The sequence below is a fragment of the Pseudomonas sp. WS 5051 genome, assembly GCF_012985715.1.
GTDB classification, from domain to species: domain Bacteria; phylum Pseudomonadota; class Gammaproteobacteria; order Pseudomonadales; family Pseudomonadaceae; genus Aquipseudomonas; species Aquipseudomonas bubulae.
Map to the genome: position 1 here is coordinate 14,894 of NZ_JAAQWV010000017.1, position 21,410 is coordinate 36,303.

General features: G+C 61.3%; 19 protein-coding genes. 16 read left to right on the forward strand and 3 right to left on the reverse strand.

What is annotated here, in order from left to right; translation table 11 throughout:
* Positions 1 to 53: 53 nt before the first annotated feature.
* Complete coding sequence (locus tag HBN79_RS20380; RefSeq protein WP_232527604.1) at positions 54 to 548, reverse strand: CS1 type fimbrial major subunit; 495 nt, start codon at positions 546 to 548, stop codon at positions 54 to 56.
* Positions 549 to 1,152: 604 nt separating this feature from the next.
* On the opposite strand from HBN79_RS20380, the gene HBN79_RS20385 reads away from it, so the two are divergent.
* The 13 genes from HBN79_RS20385 to HBN79_RS20445 all read left to right on the forward strand — a co-directional run bounded on the left by HBN79_RS20385 (position 1,153) and on the right by HBN79_RS20445 (position 16,010).
* Positions 1,153 to 1,917 carry an enoyl-CoA hydratase family protein gene (locus tag HBN79_RS20385; protein ID WP_095018868.1) on the forward strand — a complete coding sequence of 255 codons (765 nt, stop codon included), beginning with the start codon at positions 1,153 to 1,155 and terminating at the stop codon, positions 1,915 to 1,917.
* A 10-nt stretch (positions 1,918 to 1,927) separates the two neighbouring features.
* The gene (locus HBN79_RS20390; protein WP_169917113.1) at positions 1,928 to 3,082 is read left to right on the forward strand and encodes an acyl-CoA dehydrogenase family protein; all 1,155 of its coding nucleotides are present in this window, start codon (positions 1,928 to 1,930) and stop codon (positions 3,080 to 3,082) included.
* 8 nt (positions 3,083 to 3,090) lie between these two features.
* Positions 3,091 to 4,149: an acyl-CoA dehydrogenase family protein gene (locus tag HBN79_RS20395; protein ID WP_095002412.1), complete on the forward strand. Its 1,059-nt coding sequence runs from the start codon at positions 3,091 to 3,093 to the stop codon at positions 4,147 to 4,149.
* A 3-nt stretch (positions 4,150 to 4,152) separates the two neighbouring features.
* Positions 4,153 to 5,304 (forward strand): acetyl-CoA C-acetyltransferase, encoded by a 1,152-nt coding sequence (locus HBN79_RS20400; protein WP_169917114.1) that lies wholly within the window; start codon positions 4,153 to 4,155, stop codon positions 5,302 to 5,304.
* A 10-nt stretch (positions 5,305 to 5,314) separates the two neighbouring features.
* On the forward strand, positions 5,315 to 6,193 hold the full coding sequence (locus HBN79_RS20405) for an SDR family oxidoreductase (RefSeq protein WP_095018872.1): 879 nt from the start codon (positions 5,315 to 5,317) through the stop codon (positions 6,191 to 6,193).
* An 88-nt stretch (positions 6,194 to 6,281) separates the two neighbouring features.
* The gene (locus HBN79_RS20410; protein WP_095021353.1) at positions 6,282 to 7,067 is read left to right on the forward strand and encodes an SDR family oxidoreductase; all 786 of its coding nucleotides are present in this window, start codon (positions 6,282 to 6,284) and stop codon (positions 7,065 to 7,067) included.
* Between the two features lie 10 nt (positions 7,068 to 7,077).
* Positions 7,078 to 7,548, forward strand: a complete 471-nt coding sequence (locus HBN79_RS20415; RefSeq protein ID WP_095002416.1) for a MaoC family dehydratase — start codon at positions 7,078 to 7,080, stop codon at positions 7,546 to 7,548.
* Positions 7,549 to 7,557: 9 nt separating this feature from the next.
* Entirely contained in the window at positions 7,558 to 8,766 is a 1,209-nt protein-coding gene (locus tag HBN79_RS20420) for an acetyl-CoA C-acyltransferase (RefSeq protein ID WP_169917115.1), read from the forward strand.
* Between the two features lie 146 nt (positions 8,767 to 8,912).
* On the forward strand, positions 8,913 to 11,009 hold the full coding sequence (locus HBN79_RS20425) for a bifunctional diguanylate cyclase/phosphodiesterase (protein WP_095002418.1): 2,097 nt from the start codon (positions 8,913 to 8,915) through the stop codon (positions 11,007 to 11,009).
* Between the two features lie 66 nt (positions 11,010 to 11,075).
* Positions 11,076 to 11,822 (forward strand): SDR family oxidoreductase, encoded by a 747-nt coding sequence (locus tag HBN79_RS20430; protein ID WP_095002419.1) that lies wholly within the window; start codon positions 11,076 to 11,078, stop codon positions 11,820 to 11,822.
* 177 nt (positions 11,823 to 11,999) lie between these two features.
* Entirely contained in the window at positions 12,000 to 12,500 is a 501-nt protein-coding gene (locus HBN79_RS20435) for a sigma-70 family RNA polymerase sigma factor (RefSeq protein ID WP_095002420.1), read from the forward strand.
* Complete coding sequence (locus tag HBN79_RS20440) at positions 12,497 to 13,474, forward strand: FecR family protein (RefSeq protein WP_095021355.1); 978 nt, start codon at positions 12,497 to 12,499, stop codon at positions 13,472 to 13,474. The genes HBN79_RS20435 and HBN79_RS20440 overlap by 4 nt, the downstream gene beginning before the upstream one ends.
* A gap of 100 nt (positions 13,475 to 13,574) precedes the next feature.
* The gene (locus HBN79_RS20445; RefSeq protein ID WP_169917116.1) at positions 13,575 to 16,010 is read left to right on the forward strand and encodes a TonB-dependent siderophore receptor; all 2,436 of its coding nucleotides are present in this window, start codon (positions 13,575 to 13,577) and stop codon (positions 16,008 to 16,010) included.
* A gap of 30 nt (positions 16,011 to 16,040) precedes the next feature.
* Here the strand turns inward: HBN79_RS20445 and HBN79_RS20450 are convergent, their stop codons facing one another.
* Complete coding sequence (locus tag HBN79_RS20450; protein WP_095024496.1) at positions 16,041 to 17,285, reverse strand: AGE family epimerase/isomerase; 1,245 nt, start codon at positions 17,283 to 17,285, stop codon at positions 16,041 to 16,043.
* A 92-nt stretch (positions 17,286 to 17,377) separates the two neighbouring features.
* The gene (locus HBN79_RS20455; RefSeq protein WP_095002424.1) at positions 17,378 to 18,241 is read right to left on the reverse strand and encodes a LysR family transcriptional regulator; all 864 of its coding nucleotides are present in this window, start codon (positions 18,239 to 18,241) and stop codon (positions 17,378 to 17,380) included.
* A 176-nt stretch (positions 18,242 to 18,417) separates the two neighbouring features.
* Here HBN79_RS20455 and hcnA point away from each other — a divergent pair, with 176 nt between their 5' ends.
* The 3 genes from hcnA to hcnC are packed head-to-tail and all read left to right on the forward strand — an operon-like array spanning position 18,418 to position 21,387.
* A complete protein-coding gene (gene hcnA / locus HBN79_RS20460; RefSeq protein WP_169917117.1) occupies positions 18,418 to 18,735 on the forward strand; it encodes a cyanide-forming glycine dehydrogenase subunit HcnA in 318 nt (105 codons plus the stop codon).
* Positions 18,732 to 20,129, forward strand: a complete 1,398-nt coding sequence (hcnB, locus tag HBN79_RS20465; RefSeq protein ID WP_169917118.1) for a cyanide-forming glycine dehydrogenase subunit HcnB — start codon at positions 18,732 to 18,734, stop codon at positions 20,127 to 20,129. Before hcnA ends, hcnB begins: the two co-directional genes overlap by 4 nt.
* 1 nt (position 20,130) lies before the next feature.
* A complete protein-coding gene (hcnC, locus tag HBN79_RS20470; RefSeq protein ID WP_169917119.1) occupies positions 20,131 to 21,387 on the forward strand; it encodes a cyanide-forming glycine dehydrogenase subunit HcnC in 1,257 nt (418 codons plus the stop codon).
* The last annotated feature ends 23 nt before the right edge of the window (positions 21,388 to 21,410 follow it).

Here is a 21,410-nt window from a genome sequence, read left to right on the forward strand (position 1 = left end):
TCGAAAACCGGCCGGGCGCGGGTATCGCCAGATGAATCAACGGTGTTGGCAGATCAGGGGGTGGGTGGCGTGCTGTCGAACATCACGGTAAATGCGGTACTGAAATTGCCAGAGGCACCTGTTGGTATGGCGCCAGCAGATACCTCCAGCTCTGCAGTACCGCCTGCGGCGGAGGCGGGGGCGGTTGCCACCTCCAGGGCTGCAGCCGTAAGGGTCACACCGTTGAATTTGGTGGTCAGAGGGATGTTGTGTGCGGTGTTACCGTTGAACAGCGCCCGTGGCCCGCCATCGATATACGCGCGCAATGCACCGCCTGTGCTCTTGTAGGTGAAGTTTTCACGAAGGCTGTTGATTTTGTTTTGGCCGATGTCATAGCCCATTACTTCAGCCTGACCGAAGGTCGGGCTAGAGGCTTGTGCATAGAAAGCAGTGCTTGGAACAGTGGCGCTGATATTAATCTGGGTACTTGTACTGTCGGCAGCCCATGCACTGGAAACACCGAACACCATTACTGCCGCAGCAACCAGAGCGGTTTTGTTTATTAACATTTTGTTTACCTGTTGTATAATAGGTGTAAAGGAACATGCATTTGTGGAAACAGAGTGTTTTCCAATCGGCCGAGGATGATTAAGTTTGAATTCCGTCCAGATATCTGGCGTTTGTCATCAGGCTGGAATGGGCTTTCGACCCCCGGCTGGTCAAGCTGGATCAGAATATTAGAATTTCAGGATGGTTAAAGTAGCCAAGTGCGAACGTTTAAGTGGCTTTGGTCTTGCGATCTTGCGGCTTTCTTCCTTTGATAGTTGAGTGAATAATCCTGCTTGTATAAGTTCCTCCTGTAAGTGCAGGCTATGGCAACAAGTTGTATTGTTTGAGCTTTGTTATTTTCTGCTGGGGCGGCTGATCTGTTTTTATAAGAGAGTGCTGTGTTGTTTGAGTGAAATATCCAAGTAAAACGTAAGTTCATTAGTTCTTATGGCGTAGGGTGTGATTAATTAATGATGATTGATCGCTGCCGCGGGCATTTACTTGTGGCTATACGGGCGTGCGCCTGTGGCTCTGTGTCTTATGTTTAGTCTCAACGGACGATGATCCGCCTCGCGCGCCTTCCCATACTGCTCCCATGGTTTTTTTGCCAATCCAGGAGCACATGTGAACAGCGCAGCCCATACCGCATTTCAGACCAGTATCGACGCGGGCGTCGCTGAACTGGTGATCGACCGGCCACCGGTCAATGCCCTCGACAGCCAGGAATGGCTCGATCTGGCACGTACTCTCGAAGCATTGGGGCAAGACCCGCAAGTGCGAGTCATCGTGATCCGCTCCGAGGGTCGTGGCTTCTGCGCCGGGGTCGATATCAAGGAACTGGACGCCCACCCCGAACGTATCGTGACCGTCAATGCCGGCAACTACGCCACCTTCAAGGCCATTCACCGCAATCCGGTGCCGGTGATTGTTGCCGTGCATGGCTATGTGCTGGGTGGCGGGATCGGTATTACCGGCGCTGCCGATATTGTCGTTGCCTCCGATTGCGCCAGTTTTGCCTTACCCGAAGTGGATCGCGGCGCCATGGGCGGCGGGGCGCATTTGCAGCGTCTGTTCCCGGTGCAGAAAGTCCGTTATCTGTTTTTGACCGGCGACAAGATCAGTGCCGTTGACGCCCAGCAATACGGCTTTATCGAGCGCGTGGTGCCCCTTGAGCAATTGCGTGAAACCGCGCTGCAAATTGCCCGCAAGATCGCCAGCAAAAGCCCGGACATGATCCGCATCGCCAAGGAGGCCCTGAACGGTATCGAAGACGGCAACCTGGAAGACAAATACCGCTGGGAACAGGGGTTCACGCTGCAGGCCTACAACAGCACGGACTCCGCCGAAACCCGCCGCGCATTCGTTGAAAAACGCGACGCCAACTTCTGAGGAGCTGACGATGGATCTGACCTACTCCCCCAAACAAAAGGCCTTTCGCCAGGAGGTGCGCCAATGGCTGGCGGACAACCTGCCGACCACGCCGCTGGCCAGCTACGATACCCGCGAGGGCTTCGAGCAACACCGCCAGTGGGAAGCCAAATTATTCGAAAACCGTCTGTCGATGGTCATGTGGCCCACCGAGCTGGGCGGGCGCGGCTGCGACCTGATCGAGTGGCTGATTTTCGAAGAGGAATATTACGGCGCCGGCGGGCCGATGCGGGTCAATCAGAACGGCCAGCTGTTGCTCGGCCCGACGCTGATGGAGTTCGGCACCGAGGCGCAAAAACTGCGTTTCCTGCCGCGCATGGCCGCCAGTACCGACATGTGGGCCCAGGGCTGGTCCGAACCGAACGCAGGTTCCGACATGGCCGCTATCACCAGCAAGGCCACCCGCGATGGCGACAGCTACGTGCTCAACGGCCAGAAAACCTGGTCCACACGAGCGATTTTTGCCGACTGGCTGTTCGGCTTGTTCCGTAGCGATCCGTCGTCCAGCCGCCATCACGGGCTGTCCTTCGTGATGGTGCCGCTCAATGCACCGGGGGTCACCGTACGCCCGATCAAGGCCCTGAACGGCAAGGATGCGTTTGCCGAAGTGTTCTTTGATGACGTGCGCATCCCGCTGGAAAACCGTATTGGCGATGAAGGCCAGGGCTGGCATGTGGCAATGGCCACTGCCGGCTTCGAGCGAGGTCTGCTGCTGCGTTCCCCGGCCCGTTTTCAATACACGGCGCGCAAATTGGTGGAGCTGTACCAGGCCAACCGCACCAGCGCCGATCGTGATCCGAGCCTTGGCGAGGCGGTGTGCAAGGCCTGGTCGGACGCCCAGGCTTACGCCCTGTCTGCGTACCACACCGTGGGCCGCCTGAGCCGCGGGGCACAGATTGGCGCCGAGTCGAGCACCAACAAAATATTCTGGTCGGAGCTGGATCTGCGCATGCACGAAACCGCCATGCGCATTCTCGGCGCCAGTGGCGAGCTGACCGGTCAATCGGTGGGCGGCTACAGCTGGCTGGACGGCTTTTTGTTCGCCCAGGCCGGGCCCATTTACGCCGGCACCAACGAGATCCAGCGCAACATTATCGCCGAGCGCATGCTCGGCCTGCCGAAGTGAGGCCGGGCATGGACTTTACCTTTACCGAAGACCAGATCTCTTTTCGCGAGGCCATCAGCCGTTTTCTGATGACCGAAGCGGCCCCCGAAATGCTCCGTGAAATCTGGGAAACCGATGTCGGTCGCTCCCCGGATTTGCGTAACAAGATCGCCGAGCAGGGCCTGACCGCATTGTCGATCCCCGAAGCTTTCGGTGGCCTGGGCATGGACGATGTGGCCTGGGCCCTGATGACCCAGGAACTGGGTTACTACGCCATCCCAGATTCCCTGGGTGATACCGCTTATGTGGCCAGTGCGCTGATCGCCGGGCTGGATGACGGCGTAGCCCGTCGCGGCGAATGGCTGGAACGCATTGCCGACGGCAGTTTGCGGGTGGCCATCGGGCACCCGGTCAATCCGCTGGTGGCCGATGCCGCCCACGCTGACTTGCTGCTGCTGGCCCATGGCGATGAAGTCCACGCCGTGCCGCGTAGCCAGGTCGATGTGCAAAATCACGCCAGTATCGATGCCTCTCGGCGCCTGGCGCAGGTCAGTTGGCAACCCGGCGCAGCCACCCTGGTGGCGCAGGGCGAACAGGGCCGCCAGCTGTGGGCGCAAACCCTTGATCGGGGCGCACTGTCGGTGGCCGGGCAGTTGCTCGGGCTGGCTCAGCGCATGCTGGATTTATCGGTGGACTACGCCGCGCAGCGCAAACAATTCGGTAAGCCCATCGGCAGTTTTCAGGCAGTCAAGCATCATCTGGCCGACGTGGCTACTGCGCTGGAGTTCGCCAAACCGGTGCTGTACCGCGCCGCTTACGCGCTGGCACACAACGAACCGAATGCCGCCGTGTGGGTGTCCCAGGCGCGCCTGGCCAGTTGCGAAGCCAGCTGGCTGGCGGCCCGCCACGGCATCCAGGTGCATGGGGCGATGGGTTACACCTGGGAAGTCGACCTGCAAATGTTCATGAAGCGCGCCTGGGCACTGGACAGTGCCTGGGGCGACCGTGCGCTGCACAAGGCCCGTGTGGCCGAATATGTATTGAGTGGCGCGGCGCCTCTGGGCTGCGGTCACACCTTCGAGGATTGACCGATGCCTGAAGCCTATATTGTTGATGCATTGCGCAGCCCCACCGGCAAGCGCAAGGGCGGCCTGGTCCACGTCCATGCCATCGACCTCGGCGCCCATGTGCTCAAAGCACTGGTGGAGCGCAACGCAATTCCGGCCGACGAATATGACGACGTGATTTTTGGGTGTGTCGACACCATCGGCTCCCAGGCCGGTGATATCGCCCGCACCAGCTGGCTGGCCGCCGGTTTGCCGCTGAACGTGCCGGGCACCACCATCGATCGCCAGTGCGGTTCATCGCAACAGGCGCTGCACTTCGCCGCGCAAGCGGTGATGAGTGGCACCCAGGATGTGATTGCCGTGGGTGGCGTGCAGACCATGACCCAGATTCCGATTTCCTCGGCGATGCTGGCCGGGCAGCCACTGGGCTTTGCCGACCCGTTCTCCGGCAGCAAGGGCTGGCAAGCGCGCTTTGGCAAACAGCCGGTCAACCAGTTCTACGCCGCTCAGCGTATCGCCGACCACTGGAACATCAGCCGGCAGGACATGGAAGCCTATGCCCTGGAGAGCCATCGCCGGGCGCTGGCCGCCATGGCCGACGGCCGTTTCGTCAACGAAATCGTGCCCTGTGAAGGGGTAAGGGACGACGAAACACCGCGCCAAACCAGCCTGGCCAAAATGGCCGAACTGGAGCCGGTGTTTGCCGAGTTTGCGTCGATCACCGCTGCGGTATCCAGCCAGACCTGCGATGCCTCGGCCGCCTTGCTGGTGGTCTCCGAGGCGGCGCTCAAACGCTACAACCTCACGCCACGGGCGCGGATCCATCACCTGTCGGTGTTGGGCGACGACCCGATCTGGCACCTCAGGGCCCCGATTGCCGCCACCCGTGCCGCACTGAAAAAGGCTGGCATGGGCATGCAGGACATTGACCTTGTTGAAATCAACGAAGCCTTCGCCTCGGTGGTGATGGCCTGGGCCAAGGAGCTGGATTTCGACCCGGCCAGGACCAACGCCAACGGCGGTGCAATTGCTCTCGGCCATCCGTTGGGGGCAAGCGGTGCACGGTTGATGACCGGCCTGCTCAACCAGCTTGAGCACAGCGGTGGCCGCTACGGTTTGCAGACCATGTGCGAAGGCGGCGGTCAAGCCAACGTGACGATTATTGAACGCCTCTAGGAGCAACGACATGGCAATTTGTGCAGAACGTACCGTCATCATTACCGGCGCGGGCGGCGGTTTGGGCCGCGCTTACGCGCTGGCGTTCGCCGGGCAGGGCGCCAATGTGGTGGTCAACGATATTCGTCGCGAAGCCGCCGAAGAGGTCGTGGCAGAAATCCTCCAGGCTGGTGGGCAGGCCATTGCCAATGCCGATGACATCACCACCCTGGCCACGGCACAGCACATCGTCGACGCCGCCCTGGCCGCGTTTGGCGAAGTGCATGTGCTGGTCAACAACGCCGGAATCCTGCGTGACCGCATGTTTATCAGCCTCGCTGAAGAGGACTGGGATGCGGTCATGCGTGTGCATCTCAAGGGGCATTTTTGCCTGGCCAATATCCTTGGCAAGCGCTGGCGCGACCTGGCCAAGGCTGGCCGGCCGGTGGCGGCACGGATCATCAACACCAGTTCCGGCGCGGGCCTGCAGGGGTCGGTGGGGCAGTCCAACTACAGCGCAGCCAAAGGCGGGATTGCCGCGCTGACCCTGGTGCAGGCAGCCGAGCTGGGGCGCTACGGCGTGACGGCCAATGCCCTGGCGCCGGCGGCGCGGACCTCGATGACCGAAAGCGCGATGCCGGACATGGTGAAAAAACCTGAAGACGGTGGCTTTGATTCATGGGCACCGGAAAACGTCGCGCCGCTGGTGGTATGGCTGGGCAGCGAACTGTCGGGGGATGTTACCGGGCAGATCATCGAAAGCCAGGGTGGGCGATTGTCCCTGGGCGATGGCTGGCGCACCGGGGTGACCCGCGACAAGGGCGCGCAATGGCAACCCGAAGAAGTGGGGGTTGCCCTGGGCCAGATTCTGGCCGAAGCGCCTGCACCGCAGCGGGTGTGGGGTAGCTGATACCGCTGGCCCTCACCCCAACCCCTCCCTTTGGAAGAGGGCCAGGGTGAGGGGCTTTTGATTTGCCGCTTAACAAGAGAATTCAACCATGAGACAAGCACCTCCCTATGTCCCCGGCCACCAGTTACTGGCTGGCAAGTCGATTTTGATCACTGCCGCAGCCGGCGCCGGTATCGGTTATGCCGCGGCCAAACGCTGCGCGGAAGAGGGCTGTCGCGCCCTGATGATTTCCGATATCCACCCGCGTCGTCTCGAAGAGGCAGTCGAGCGGCTAAAGGCCGAAACCGGCTTGCAGGCGGTCTACGGGCAGCTGTGCAACGTCACCGTCGAAGCCGACGTGCAAGCCCTGGTCGCCGCCGCTGAGGAGGCGCTGGGCGGTGTCGATGTGCTGATCAACAACGCCGGGCTTGGCGGTCAGGTACGCCTGACCGAAATGACCGATGAGCAGTGGTCGTCGGTACTGGATATCACCCTGACCGGCACCATGCGTATGACCCGCGCCATGCTCCCGCATATGGAGCGCCGTGGCGCCGGAGCCATCGTCAACAACGCCTCGGTATTGGGCTGGCGCGCGCAAAAGGAGCAGGCCCATTACGCTGCGGCCAAGGCCGGAGTCATGGCCCTGACCCGCTGCAGCGCCCTGGAAGCCGCCGAAAACGGCGTGCGGATCAACGCTGTGGCGCCGTCGATCGCCCTGCACGACTTTCTGAAAAAAGCCGCCAGCAGCGAATTGCTCGACCAGCTCACCAGCCGCGAAGCCTTTGGCCGCGCCGCCGAAGTGTGGGAAGTGGCCAATGTCATGGTGTTTCTGGCCAGTGACTATGCCTCGTACATGGTCGGCGAAGTGCTGCCCGTCAGCTCGCAACACGCGTGAGGAACAGAGCATGAGCACAGTTTTCAGCAGCACCGGGCAGTTGCTGGCGGCCGAGGGCATGGATCTGGGGCGCACAGACTGGCTGCTGCTGACCCAGGAACGGATCAACCTGTTTGCCGAAGCCACGGGCGATCACCAGTGGATCCATGTCGACCCTCAGCGCGCCGCCACCGGGCCATTTGGCGCCTGCATCGCCCATGGTTACCTGACCCTGGCCCTGGCCAATCTGTTTATGCCGCAACTGATGCAGTTCGAGAACCTGGCCATGGGCGTCAACTACGGCAGTGACCGGCTGCGCTTCCCTGCGCCGGTCAAGGTCGGTTCGCGGATTCGCGGCCATGGCCAGTTGGTGCGGGTCGAGATGCAGGGCCAGGCCGTGCAGGCTGTAGTGCGCATGAGCGTCGAAATCGAGGGCAGCGAACGCCCCGGCTGCGTGGTGGACACCATCAGCCGCTACACCTTCAACCCCCTTGAACAGTGAGCCTTGAACATGAATTTGAATGACGTTGTGATCGTATCCACCGCCCGCACTGCCTTGACCAAATCCTTTCGTGGCTCGTTCAACGATACCGAGGCGCCTGTGCTGGGCGGTCACGTGGTGCGTGCCGTGGTCGAGCGCGCGGGTATCGAGCCGGGTTCGGTGGAAGACGTGATCATGGGTGCCGCCGCCCAGCAGGGCACTCAGAGTTACAACATCGGCCGCCTGTGTGCGTACACCGGCGGTTTGCCCGATACTGTGCCGGGCATGGCGCTCGATCGCATGTGCGCCTCGGGCCTGATGAGTATCGGCGTGGCGGCCAATGGCATCATGACCGGCGAAATGAAGATTGCCGTGGCCGGTGGCGTGGAGTCATTGTCGCTGACCCAGAACAAGTACAAAAACACCTACCGCGCCCAGTCCGAGGCCGTGCTTGAGTGCATGCCGACGGCTTATATTCCGATGCTCGAAACCGCGGAAATCGTGTCGCGGCGCTACAACATCAGCCGCGAGGTACAGGATCAGTATGCGTTGCAGAGCCAGCAACGTACTGCCGCCGCCCAGGCTGAGGGCCTGTTTGCCGATGAGATCGTACCCTTGGCGGCGCGCAAGCTGTGCTTTGACAAGGAAGGCAAGCCCGCCGGTCATCAGGACGTGATCGCGGACCGTGACGAGTGCAACCGTCCCTCCACCACCCTTGAAGATCTGTCGAGTCTCAAGCCGGTGTGGAAAGACGGCAAGTGGATTGAACAGGGTGAGTTCATCACGGCAGGCAACGCCTCGCAGTTTTCCGATGGGGCCGCTGCGGTCCTGCTGATGAGCCGTGGCGAAGCCAGACAGCGTGGCATCGAAGCCCTGGGCGTGTATCGCGGGATTGCCGTGAGTGGTTGTGCACCGGAGGAAATGGGCATTGGTCCGGTGTATGCGATTCCCAAGTTGCTCAAGCGTTTTGGTCTGAGTGTTGCGGATATTGACCTGTGGGAAATCAACGAAGCGTTCGCCTGCCAGGTGGTGTATTGCCGTGACTTTCTGCAGATTCCCAATGACCGACTGAACGTCAACGGCGGGGCGATTGCCATTGGTCATCCGTTCGGCATGTCGGGTGCGCGGATGGTGGGGCACAGTCTGCTCGAGGGGCGTCGTCGTGGTGCGCGGTTTGTGGTGGTTGCCATGTGCATTGGCGGCGGCATGGGGGCAGCGGGGTTGTTTGAGCTGAGCTGAAGGCAGGAGGACAGTTTCTTTGTGGGAGCGGGCATGGAGCTTAAGGATTTAGTCGCGCGGATAGGTGCGTAAATGCAGGGAAGCAGTACAATTGCGCTTCTTTACCGGGCATGGACGCTGTTCGGCATCTGTTCACGAGTAGGCCCATGGTTTCCGCTAGTTACTCCCCCGCGCTGGTCCTGATTTCCCTGTGTGTGGCCATTCTGGCCTCTTATACCGCCCTTGACCTGAGTGGTCGCATCGCCACGGCGCGCGGCCGTACCCAGTACCTGTGGATTGCCGGCGGTGCACTGGCAATGGGCTTTGGCGTGTGGTCGATGCACTTTATCGGCATGCTCGCGTTGCAGTTGCCACTGGCGCTGGGCTACGACCTGGGGCTGACCCTGTGGTCATTGCTGGTTGCCATCCTGTCTTCGGGCTTTGCCTTGTGGCTGGTCAGCCAGCCGCGTTTGCCGGCGCTGCAGTTGTTGTTTGGCGCCCTGATCATGGGCGCGGGCATCAGCGCCATGCACTACAGCGGCATGGCCGCGTTGCGCATGCAGCCGGGCATCGATTACGACCCGGCACTGTTTGGCCTGTCGCTGGTGATTGCGGTGGGGGCCTCGGCGGCCGCGTTGTCGATCGCGTTTCGTCTGCGCCGGCAAACCCCTTACGTGCGGCTGATGCGCGGTGGTGCTGCGGTAATCATGGGGCTGGCCATTGTCGGCATGCATTACACCGGTATGGCTGCGGCGAATTTTCCCATCGGCAGTTTTTGCGGTGCCGCCATCGACGGTCTGAGCGGTAACGGCCTGGACAATCTGGTACTGGTTTCCAGCCTGGCGGTATTGGTCATCGCCTTGCTGACCTCTATTTTTGATGCCCGCCTCGATGCCCGTACAGCTGCGCTGGCGGACTCCCTGACCCTGGCCAACGAAGAGCTGACCCAACTGGCGCTGCACGACACCCTGACCGGGTTGCCCAACCGCATCCTGCTGGCTGACCGTATCGGTCAGGCGATGAGCAAGGTGGCGGAGCAGGGCGGCTGCTTCTCGCTGATGTTTATCGACCTCGATGGCTTCAAGCCGGTCAACGATGCCTTTGGTCATCATCTGGGCGACCGTTTGCTGCGGGAAGTTGCCCTGCGCCTGCGCGAGCAGTTGCGCAGCCAGGACACCCTGGCGCGTATTGGCGGCGACGAATTTGTGCTGCTGGTGCGTCTGCTGGAGCCTGATGACGCACCGCAAGTGGCAGCGCGGCAGGTGGGTCTGTTGTCCAGGGCGTTTCGGGTCGATGAGCATGAGCTGCTGATCTCCGCCAGTGTCGGTATCGCCCTGTACCCCGGCAATGGCCTGACCGCCGAAGAGCTGCTGATGAACGCCGATGCGGCGATGTATCACGCCAAGGGCGCGGGCAAAAATGGCTACAGCTTTTTCGACGCGTCGATGAACACCAATGCCCGCAAGCAATTGCAGCTGCTGCAGGACTTGCGTCAGGCCCTGGAGCTGCAGCAGTTTCGCCTGCACTACCAGCCCAAGTTCGATGCCAGCAACAGCCGGCCGGTGGGGGCCGAAGCGCTGTTGCGCTGGGAGCATCCGCAGCAAGGGTTGCTGCTGCCGGAAAATTTTATCGACCTGGCGGAAAAAACCGGCCTGATCATCCCCATCGGTGACTGGGTGCTCAATGAAGCCTGCCGCCAGATGCGCATATGGTTCGATCAGGGCTATAGCCACTGGCGCATTGCGGTCAACCTGTCGGCATTGCAGTTCTGCTATTCAGGGCTGGTTGACAGCGTGGTCGCGGCGCTCGAGCGTCATCGGTTGCCGGCCAACAGCCTGACCCTGGAAATCACCGAAACCACCGCCATGAGCGATGCCGATGCGAGCATGGTGGTGTTGCAGCGGTTGTCGCAAATGGGCGTGGACCTGTCCATCGATGACTTTGGCACTGGCTATTCCAGCCTGATGTACCTCAAGCGCCTGCCCGCCAATGAACTGAAAATCGACCGCGGTTTTGTGCGCGACCTGGAGCACGACAGCGACGATGCGGCGATTGTCTCGGCCATTGTCGCGCTGGGCCAGGCCCTGGGTTTGCGTATCGTCGCCGAAGGGGTGGAGACCGATACCCAGCAAAGTTTTTTAACCACGCTTGGCTGTGATGCCCTGCAAGGTTTTCTGCTGGGCGAGCCGCTGCCGGCGGAGCAATTCATGGCCGATATCCAAGGTGCCGAACCCGCCGGGCCGGGCAACAAAACAGCGACCTGACAAAACCGGGCCTTCGCGGTTATTCTGACAGCCAGATTTGGATCGGTGTAAGGGGAACACGTATTTATGGATAAAGTCATCGTGATCACCGGCGGCAGCCGCGGCATAGGCGCTGCCACGGCCTTGCTGGCTGCAAAGCAGGGTTATCGGATCTGCATCAACTACCTGACCGATGATGCTGCGGCCCATGAGGTGCTGGCGCAGGTTCGCGCCATGGGCGCCAAGGCCATTGCCGTGCGTGCCGATGTCAGCGACGAAGAGGAAATCATTCGCCTGTTTCTCGAAGTTGACGAACAGTTGGGGCCTGTCACCGCGCTGGTCAACAACGCCGGCACCGTGGGGCTCAAATCGCGAGTCGACGAGCTGACCGACCTGCGCATCATGCACACCCTGAAAACCAACGTGCTGGGGCCCATTCTGTGTGCCAAGCATGCCGTGCTGCGCATGTCGCCACGTTACGGCGGGCAGGGCGGTAATATCGTCAACGTGTCGTCGGTGGCGGCCCGCCTGGGTTCGCCCGGTGAATACGTCGATTACGCCGCCTCCAAGGGCGCGCTGGACACTTTCACCCTGGGGCTGTCCAAGGAACTGGCGGGCGAGGGGATCCGGGTCAACGCGGTGCGGCCGGGCTATATCTTCACCGATTTTCACGCCTTGAGCGGCGATCCGGGCCGGGTCAGCAAGCTTGAACCTATCATCCCCATGGGGCGTGGCGGGCGGCCGGAAGAAGTGGCCGAAGCCATTGTATGGCTGCTGTCGGACAAGGCGTCGTATACCACCGGCACCTTTCTCGACCTGGGCGGCGGGCGCTGAAGGTCGTGCTTTTGTGGGAGCGGGCTTGCTCGCGATGGCATCAGCGCGGTCAGGCTGAATAACCGCGCCGCCTGCATCGCGGGCAAGCCCGCTCCCACATGGCTTGCATTTATGCTTGATCCGACGATAATGCGACTTATTGCTATTTAAGTATGGTTATCTATCGTGTCGAGTCCTGTGGATCCCCAAAGGCTGCTGGCCAGTCTATATCACGACAATCACGCGTGGCTGCGCGGCTGGTTGTCGCGACAGGTACGATGCCCGCAGGATGCGGCCGATCTGGCCCAGGACACATTTTTGCGCGCTTGGGATGCCCGCCAACTGGAACGTATCCAGGAGCCTCGGGCTTACCTGAGTACCGTTGCCCGGCGCTTGCTCTGCTCACTGTGGCGGCGGCGCAAGCTTGAGCAAGCCTATCTCGACCAACTGGCCGAGCTGCCTCTGGCCTACGCACCTTCTGCAGAAGACATTGCCCTGGTCCGTGAGGCGATCGAAGCCATTGATTGCCTGCTCGAAGGTTTGCCATCGCGGGTCAAGCGCGCCTTTTTGCTCAATCGTCTTGAAGGTATGCCCCAGCAGGCCATTGCCGAGCAACTGGGCGTATCCCTGGCCACCGTTGAGCGCGACTTGCGCCGCGCTTTTGTTCATTGCCTGTCGCAAACGGCGGAGAGCCCATGAGTACAGCCAAGGTTGACCCGACCACCCGTGCCGCCATTGACTGGATGCTGCGCCTCGAGTCCGGCCAGGCCTGCCCGTCGGAGCGTCAGGTGTTCAAGGCGTGGCTGGCCGAAAACCCGGCACATCTGGCTGCGTGGCAGCGGGTCGCCGGGGTGCTCAAGGCTCCCGTAGCCGATCTGCAATCGGTTGAGCGGCGCAGCCCGGGGCAATTGCAGGCGGTACGTCGGGCGCTGCTGGCCGGTACATCACCATCGGGCAAAAAGACCCTGCAAGGCGGCCTGCTGCTGTTGGTGCTCGGCCTGGGTGCCGCGGGTCTGGTGGATCGCGTGACGCCCCTGACGGGGTTGACGGCCGATTACCAGACGGCCACCGGCGAGCGCAAAACCGTCGAACTGGCCGATGGCAGCCTGCTCACCCTCAACGCCCGCAGTGCGGTGGATATCGACTTCAATAGCGATCAGCGCCGGGTGCACCTGCGTGAAGGCGAGTTGCAGGTGGATGTGGCAGCCGACGCCCAGCGTCCTTTTGTGGTGAGCACTGCCCAGGGCCAGGTGCAAGCCCTTGGCACGCGCTTTATGGTGCGCCAGGGCAGCACTGAAAGCCTGGCCAGCGTGCAACAGCACAGCGTGCAGTTGCACACCCTGAGCGGTCAGCAACTCCACCTCGAAACCGGTCGGGCGGCGTCATTTACCGCCACCCGGATAGATCCGCAAACCCCGACATCCCGTAGCCAGCCCGACTGGCTCGCGGGCCGGGTCGAGCTGCACGACGAACCCCTGTCAGCCCTGGTCGAGGCGCTGCGGCCCTACCAGACCGGCATGCTGCGTATCAGCCCGGAAGCCGCGCGGGTGCGGGTATTCGGTGTATTCCCGCTGGACAACACCGCACACACCCTGAATACGCTGGCGCAAACCTTGCCGATCAAGATCACGCGCTATGGGCCGTGGCTGACCCTGATCGATGTGCGCCAGTAAAAACCAATGAATGCGAATTAATTGCAGATAAGGTGAGGGGAAAGGCTTTCTCGTTGGTCAAGGTTACAACTGCCTACCTTGCAACGAGAAAGGATGCCCCATGCCGTACGCCTATCCCAAAACCTGCCTGCTGGCGCTGGCCATCACCCTGAGCATTGGCGGTTACCCGCTGAGCGCGGTGGCCGAAACCCTGTCTGGCGAGCAAAATGCCACGCGTTTTTTTGACTTGCCTGCCGCGCCCCTGGGCGTGACCCTGAGCCGCATTGCCCGCGACAGCAACCTGACCCTGTCGGTGGCCCCGGCCTTGTTGCAGGGTAAAACCTCCGCGCCGGTCAATGGCATGTACACCCCGCAACAGGCCGCCGAACGCGCGCTGGCGGGCAGCGGGCTGGGCCTGGGCGTGACCGGTAGCGGTGCCTTGAGTGTCTACCCCAATGCCGGTGACGGGGTACTGAATCTGGGCGCAACCAACGTGTCTGCGCTTCTGGGTGAGGATGGTCGTGGCCATGTTGACGGCTTTGTCGCCACCCGTTCGGCCACCGCCACCAAGACCGACACACCGATCCTCGAGATTCCGCAAACCATCAACGTGGTCACTGCTGATCAGGTTGAAGTGCAGGGCGCCCACGATCTGACCCAGGCCCTGCGCTACACCCCGGGGCTGAGCACCAACGGCTATACCGACCGCAACACCATTGCCGATGAAATCACCAGCCGCGGTTTTGCCCCGACCCTGCTCTACCTTGATGGCGCCTATCTGCCTTCGGCGGGCAGCCTGGGCGGCACCCCGCAGATCGACCCCTACACCCTGGAGCGCATCGAAGTGCTCAAGGGGCCGTCCTCCGTTCTGTACGGGCAAAACCAGCCGGGGGGCATGATCAATATGGTGGCCAAGCGCCCGAGTACCGAGGCCAGGCATCAAATCAAGGTCGGTACCGGCAGCTTTGACCGTTACAACCTGGCCTTCGATACCACCGGCCCGCTGGATGAAGGCAAAACCCTGAGCTACCGGCTGATCGGCGTCGGCAACACCGGCAGCGAGCAAATCGACTACACCGAAGATTCCCGCATGCTGCTGGCGCCCAGCCTCACCTGGGCGCCGGATGAGCGCAATGAACTGACGGTCTACGCGCAAGTGCAACGGGACGATGCCCTGGCCGACTACCAGTCCTTGCCGGCCGTGGGCAGTCTGTACCGCAACTCCCAAGGCAACAAGATAGATCGAGACTTCTTCTCGGGCGACTCGAAATGGAACGACTACAAGCGCGATCAATATGTGCTCGGCTACCAGTTTTCCCATGCCTTCAACGAGGTCATGACCTATCGCCAGAGCCTGAGCTACATCGACGTCAATGACCGTTACAAGGGCTTTTACCTGAACCGTTTCGTCACCGCCCCGGACGGCGCCACCGATACCCATGCCAGCCGGACCAAGCTCGACTGGCGCCAGCAAAACAGCTCTTATACTTTCGACAACCACCTGCAAAGTGACTTCACCACCGGGCCTGTGCAGCACACCCTGCTGGTGGGGCTCGACTACCGTGACTTCACCCGCAAGTTCCAGGGCTACAACCTGTCCGGCAGCGAGGTGATTGACCTCTACAACCCCACCAACTACCGCACCACGGGTGTGCCGACCCTGACTACCAAATGGGATAACAGGGTCAAGCAGACCGGTTTTTATGTGCAGGACCAGATCAAACTGAACAACTTTATCCTGACCATTGGCGGTCGCCAGGATTGGGCCAAGGTCGACAACAATGATTTGCTGGCCAACTCCCACGAGATCCAGAGCGATAGCAAGTTCACCGGGCGTGTGGGCCTGACCTATGTCACTTTGTTTGGTCTGGCGCCGTATATCAGTTACACCGAATCCTTCCTGCCTTCTGTGGGCACTGCGGCACCGGCCCGAGGTGGCAAGGCGTTCGTGCCCATGACGGGCAAGCAATATGAAGTGGGGGTCAAATACCAGCCCGATGAGAGCACTTTGCTCAGCGCCTCGGTATTTGAAATCACCCAGCAAAACGTCCTGACCGGTGACTTGCAGTACCAGGAGTATCAAATCCAGGAAGGCGAGGTCCGGTCGCGGGGGATCGAACTTGAAGGCAAAAGCAGTTTCAGCAACATCGACCTGATCGCCTCGCTGTCGTATCTGGACGTGTTCTACACCAAGTCCAACTATGGCAATGAAGGCAACCGCAGCGAGGCACAGGCACCCTGGGCAGCCAGCGTGTGGGCCGACTACCACTTCACCGGACAGGCCCTGGCGGGCGTGACCCTGGGCGGCGGTGCACGTTATACCGGGAAAAACTTCGGCGACTCGGACAACACTTTCAAGACGCCGTCGTTTGTGGTGTATGACGCAACGCTCAGCTATGACCTGGCGGCCCTGGATGCGAGCTTCAAGGGTGTCAGTACCCGGCTGAACGTGCAGAACCTGTTTGATCGAGAGTACGTATCTTCGTGCAACTACAGCTTTGGCTGCTACTACGGCCAGCAGCGCACGGCGTCGCTGGAGGTTAAATACGATTGGTGAGGGAGCGCTCTGCTACGGGGGCGGGATTGCTCAGCGCCGCAGCTTGAGCGCGCTGGCCAGGCTGATAGCCAACGGCAAACGGGGCAGCAGCGTGGCCTGGTAAGCATGGTAAAGGTCCGGCTTGCCCGGCCAGATGTTTTGCGAAGGCAGGTTGTCGATCCCCAGTTCGTGATGCCAGCTGCCGTTCTGGCGGTCGATCATGTACAGGTCGATATAGTCCCAGAACTGTTGATACCAGACTTCGTATTCATGCTCACCGCTGCGTTGCAACAACGCCGCCGCAGCTGCCGAGGCTTCGGCCAGGGTCCAGTGCAGACGCTCACGCACCAGCGGCTGGTGGTTCCAGTCCACGGTGTAGACGATTCCGCAGTCACCATCGACGTTCCAGCCGAACTGGCATGCACTGGCGAATAACCGCCGCGCGTCTTCCAGCAGCCATTCGGGCGCCGCCAGGCCGCGTTGCTTGCGTGCCGCCTCGAGGTGCAACAGCAGGCGCGCCCATTCGAAGGCGTGGCCGGGCGTTTTGCCGAACGGGCGAAAACCGTCTGCCGGGTTGTCCCGGTTGTAATCGGGCAATGGCTGCCACTGGCTGTCGAAATGTTCCACGGGCAGGTAGCCGGATTGCGCTGCATGCTGGTGAACAAGCTTTTCGGCAATCGACAGGGCGCGGTCGAGCCACAGGTCTTCATCGAGGACATCGGCCAGGGCCAGAAAAGCTTCGACACCGTGCATATTGCTGTTGGCCCCGCGATACGCCTCGCAGTCACTCCAGTCGCGGGCAAAGCTTTCCAGCAGGGCGCCTTCTGCCTCGGACCAGAAATTGCCTTCAAGAATGGCCACCGCATCGCCCAGCAACTCGGCCGCACCACCGCGCCCGGCCACCGCTGCAGAGCTGGCGGCCAGCGCGACAAAGGCATGCAGATAGGCCGCTTTGCGCGTGTTGCCGTCTTGCGCGCCGGGGCGGGCAAACCAGCCGCCATGCACGGCATCACGCAGCGGCCCGGCCAGTGCGGCCAGGCCGTGGTCGATCAGCGGCGCGCAACCGGGCAGGCCTTGAATATGGGCCAGGGAAAAACTGTGCACCATGCGTGCGGTGGTGATGGTGTCTGCCGGGGCGTTGTTCGGGCGGCGACCAAACGGGTCGAGCGCGGCGAAGCCGCAGGGCACGCGGGCGGCCTTGGCGAAATCCACCAGCGCCTGGCCCTGATCGCGCAGCCACTGTTGATGGGTCGGCGATGTCAGCCAGCTTTCGTTGGCCCGGGTTAGGTCGGTCATGTGCCACCTGTATTGTTTTTATGGGTGATTCAACGCTCGCAGACTAAGGGATATGACACAAAGCTGAAAGCTTTCATCCGGAGCCTGGCGACTTAAATTTCCGGCTCCCGGGGCTGTGACCAGTCGCTGTCCTGCCTGACGATTTCGCGCAGCAGCGCGATGCCCTGTTGCAAGGCTGCGCAGTCACGCTCGCGGGAGTACACCAGGTAGGTGGGGTAGCTGAATTCCGGGGCCTTGGGCACTCGTTCCAGGGCACCGCTGTCCAGATAGCGCTCGACCACACGGGTGCGGAAGTAGCCGCTGCCGCCGTTGTCGAGGATGTAATGCAAGGCCACCGGGCCCAGGTTGAAGCTGATGGCCGCTCGCGCCCTGTCGGGCAGGGCGGCGTCATGCTGGCGGCGAAAACCCTCACCCCATTCGACGTATACATAAGGTTCAGGTTGTTCGGGGCGGCGGATCTGGATCAGTTTTTCCTCCAGCAACTGCTCCACTTGCACACCGGGCCAGTAGGCGGGCTGATAGACCAGTGCAGCATCCAGCAGGCCCATCTCGATCTGACGCAGTAATTGTTCGGCATCGCTGATTTGTATGCGCAAGGCATGGGTGGTGAGGTGCTGACGCAGGGCTTTGGCCCAGTTGAGGATCAGCGGGTTGCACAGGCTGACTTCCCCGCCGATATGCAGCAACTGATGCAAGCCTTCGGGGCGCGGCAGATCGCGCCGTGCGGCTTCCCAGGTGTGCAGCAACTGGTTGGCGTACACCACAAAGGCCTCGCCTTCGGGGGTGAGTTTTGCGCCGGCGCGGTTGCGGGTAAACAGGGTGACGCCGAGCAGGCTTTCGAGCTTGTGTACCCGTGCGGTCACGGCCGTCTGGGTAACGTGCAGCTTTTCGGCCGCGCCCACCAGGCTGCCGTAGCGGACAATTTCAAGGAAGGTACGGGCCAGGTCGAGGTCCATAAGCGCGCCAGTGTGCAAGGGGCTTGCAGTGTAAGGGTAATGGCTGGAAAACACATGAAACGCGACGTTTATTGGCACGCATCAATGTTTGTTTTCAGGAGCAGGCTAAGGTCGTCGGCCCTGGTACCCGGTGCCAGTGATTGACCGGGCAACACCACATAAAAAGGATGACAGACATGGATGACTTGAAGCGACAGTACGATATTCAACCCTTGAGGCAGGCCGACATGTCCATTCTGGTCAATGGTCAGCCAGTCAATGCCGCTCAAGGTGAAACCGTGCTCAGCGTGTTGAACTCAGTGGGTGTGCGGCAACTGTCGCGCAACGACCACGGGTGGATGACGGGCGCTTATTGCGGCATGGGCGTGTGCTACTGCTGCCTGGTGAATATCGATGGCAGGCACAAGCGTCGCGCCTGCCAGACCGTGGTAAAGCCCGGTATGCAGGTCGAGACCGGGATCAACCGCGTCGCCAGCCAGGAGCTGGTGCTATGAGCGCCCGTACGGTGATTGTCGGTGGCGGACCGGCAGGGATGTCGGCGGCAATAGAGCTGGCGCAGCATGGCGTGCAAAGCACGTTGTTCGAAGAAGCCTCGCGGCTGGGTGGTGTAGTTTATCGCGGGCCTTTGCGCGACGGTGTCGAACTCGACTATCTGGGAGAACGCTACAAGGCTGCGCTGCACAAGTTGCACGGCGAATTTTCGGTCATTGCCCACTCAGTGGATGTACGCCTCAACCATCGCGTTGTCGGCGGGCAAGGTCAGCAAAGCCTGCAAGTGCTGGATGAGCATGAGCAATTGCAGCAAATCGGCTTCGATCAACTGCTGCTGTCCGCTGGCTGCCATGAGCGCAGCGTGCCGTTCCCGGGTTGGACTACCCCGGGTGTGATCATGCTGGGTGGCCTGCAGCTGCAGATCAAAAGTGGCGTTGTCAAACCCAGGGGGCCGACGCTGATTGCGGGCACCGGGCCCTTGCTGATGCTGGTGGCGTGCCAGTTGCACGCAGCGGGTGTGGAAGTGGCCGGGGTGTATGAAGCGTGCGAGTTTGGCCGCATTGCCAAGGAAAGCCTGGCGCTGCTCAACCAGCCCCAGTTGTTCCTCGACGGCCTGAGCATGCTGGTTTACCTCAAGCGCCATGGCGTGGCCGTGCATTACGGCTGGGGTGTGGTGCAGGCGTTTGGCGAAGGGGAACTGAGCGAAGTGATCGTGGCTCCCTATTCCAGCACCTGGCAGGCCGACATGAGCCAGGCGCAGGCGGTGAAAGCCTGCACCCTGGCGGTGGGTTATGGCTTTATTCCACGCACTCAGCTCAGCCAGCAGATGGGTCTGGATCATGCTTACAACGTCGACGGTTATCTGGCGGCCAAAGCCGACAACTGGCAGCAGAGCAGTCAGGCGTCAATCCACCTGGCCGGTGATGTCACGGGCATGCGCGGGGGCGAGGCAGCGATGCTCACGGGGCGAATTGGCGCGTTGTCGATCTTGCAGCTGCGTGGGGTCCTGAGTGCAAAACAGGCGCTTGAACAGCGCCGCGAGTACCTGTCCAGGCTCAACACCCTCATGCGTTTTCGCGGCGGGATTGATCGTTATACCCGGCGCGGTACGCGCCAGATCGATCTGCCCCAGGCCGACACGGTGGTATGCCGTTGCGAGCATGTCACCCGCGCCGATATCGACCTTGCGCTCAGCCAGGGCGTGCAGGACATGGCCAGCCTTAAAATGCGTACACGCATCAGCATGGGCGACTGCCAGGGCCGCATGTGTGTCGGTTATTGCAGTGACCGCCTGCGTGAAGCCACCGGGCGCAAGGATGTGGGCTGGTTGCGCCCGCGATTCCCGCTGGAACCCGTGCCGTTTTCGGCTTTTATCAACGCGAGCAAGGATGCCTGACATGATCAAAACCTATGACGTTGTCATCGCCGGTGGCGGTGTTATTGGCGCCTCCTGTGCGTATCACCTGTCCCGGCGCAAGGATCTTAAAATAGCCCTGATCGACTGCAAGCGCCCCGGCAATGCCAGCCGCGCGTCGGCAGGCGGGCTGTGGGCCATCGGCGAGTCCGTGGGGCTGGGCTGCGGGGTGATTTTTTTTCGCATGATGTCTGCCGAACGCAAGCGTGAAGCCAAGGGTTCGGCCGTGATTGTCGACGCCAGTACCCCGCATATCCTGCCAGCGTGTTTTTTCGACTTTGCCCTGCAATCCAATGCCTTGTACCCCGGCTTGCACAAGGAACTGCTGGAAAACCACGGGATGGATTTCAAGTTCGAGCGCACCGGGCTCAAGTACGTGATTTATGACGATGAAGACCGGCTCTATGCCGAGCATATTGTCGCCAATATCCCGCATCTGGCCGATGAGGTGCGCTGGCTCGACCAGGCGGCCCTGCGCGAGGCGGAGCCGAGCGTCAGTCACGATGCGCAAGGTGCGCTGGAGTTTTTGTGCGATCACCAGGTGAGCCCGTTCCGGTTGACCGATGCCTACACCGAAGGGGCCCGGCAAAATGGAGTCGATCTGTACTTCAACACCAACGTCATCGAGGTCATGCGTCAGGGCAGCAAGGTGACCGGCGTGCGCACCGACAGCCAGGGCGCGTTCCACTGCAAAACCCTGATTAATGCCGCTGGCGCCTGGGCGGCAGAACTCAGCGTGATGGCCACTGACTTGAGTATCCCTGTGGTACCGGTCAAGGGGCAGATTGTATTGACCGAGCGCATGCCCAAGTTGCTGAACGGCTGCCTGACCACCAGTGATTGCTACCTGGCGCAAAAGGACAACGGCGAAATTCTGATTGGCAGCACCACCGAAGACAAAGGCTTCGACGTGACCACCACCTTCCCTGAAATCACCGGGCTGGTACAGGGGGCGATGCGCTGTATTCCCGAACTCAAGGACGCCAACCTGAAGCGTACCTGGGCCGGGTTGCGGCCAGGCTCCCCCGATGAGCTGCCGATCCTGGGGCCCATGAAGGGGATTGAGGGGTATTTGAATGCCTGCGGGCATTTCCGTACCGGCATCCTGACTTCGGCGATCACCGGTGTCATGCTCGACGCACTGGTGCGGCAAGAGCCGCTGCCGCTGGAGGTCACGCCGTTTCTGGCGGAGCGTTTTGACTTGCAACCGGTGGCGCTGAAAAAAGCCGTGAGTGCCTGATACGGTCTGCTCGCGATGCGCTT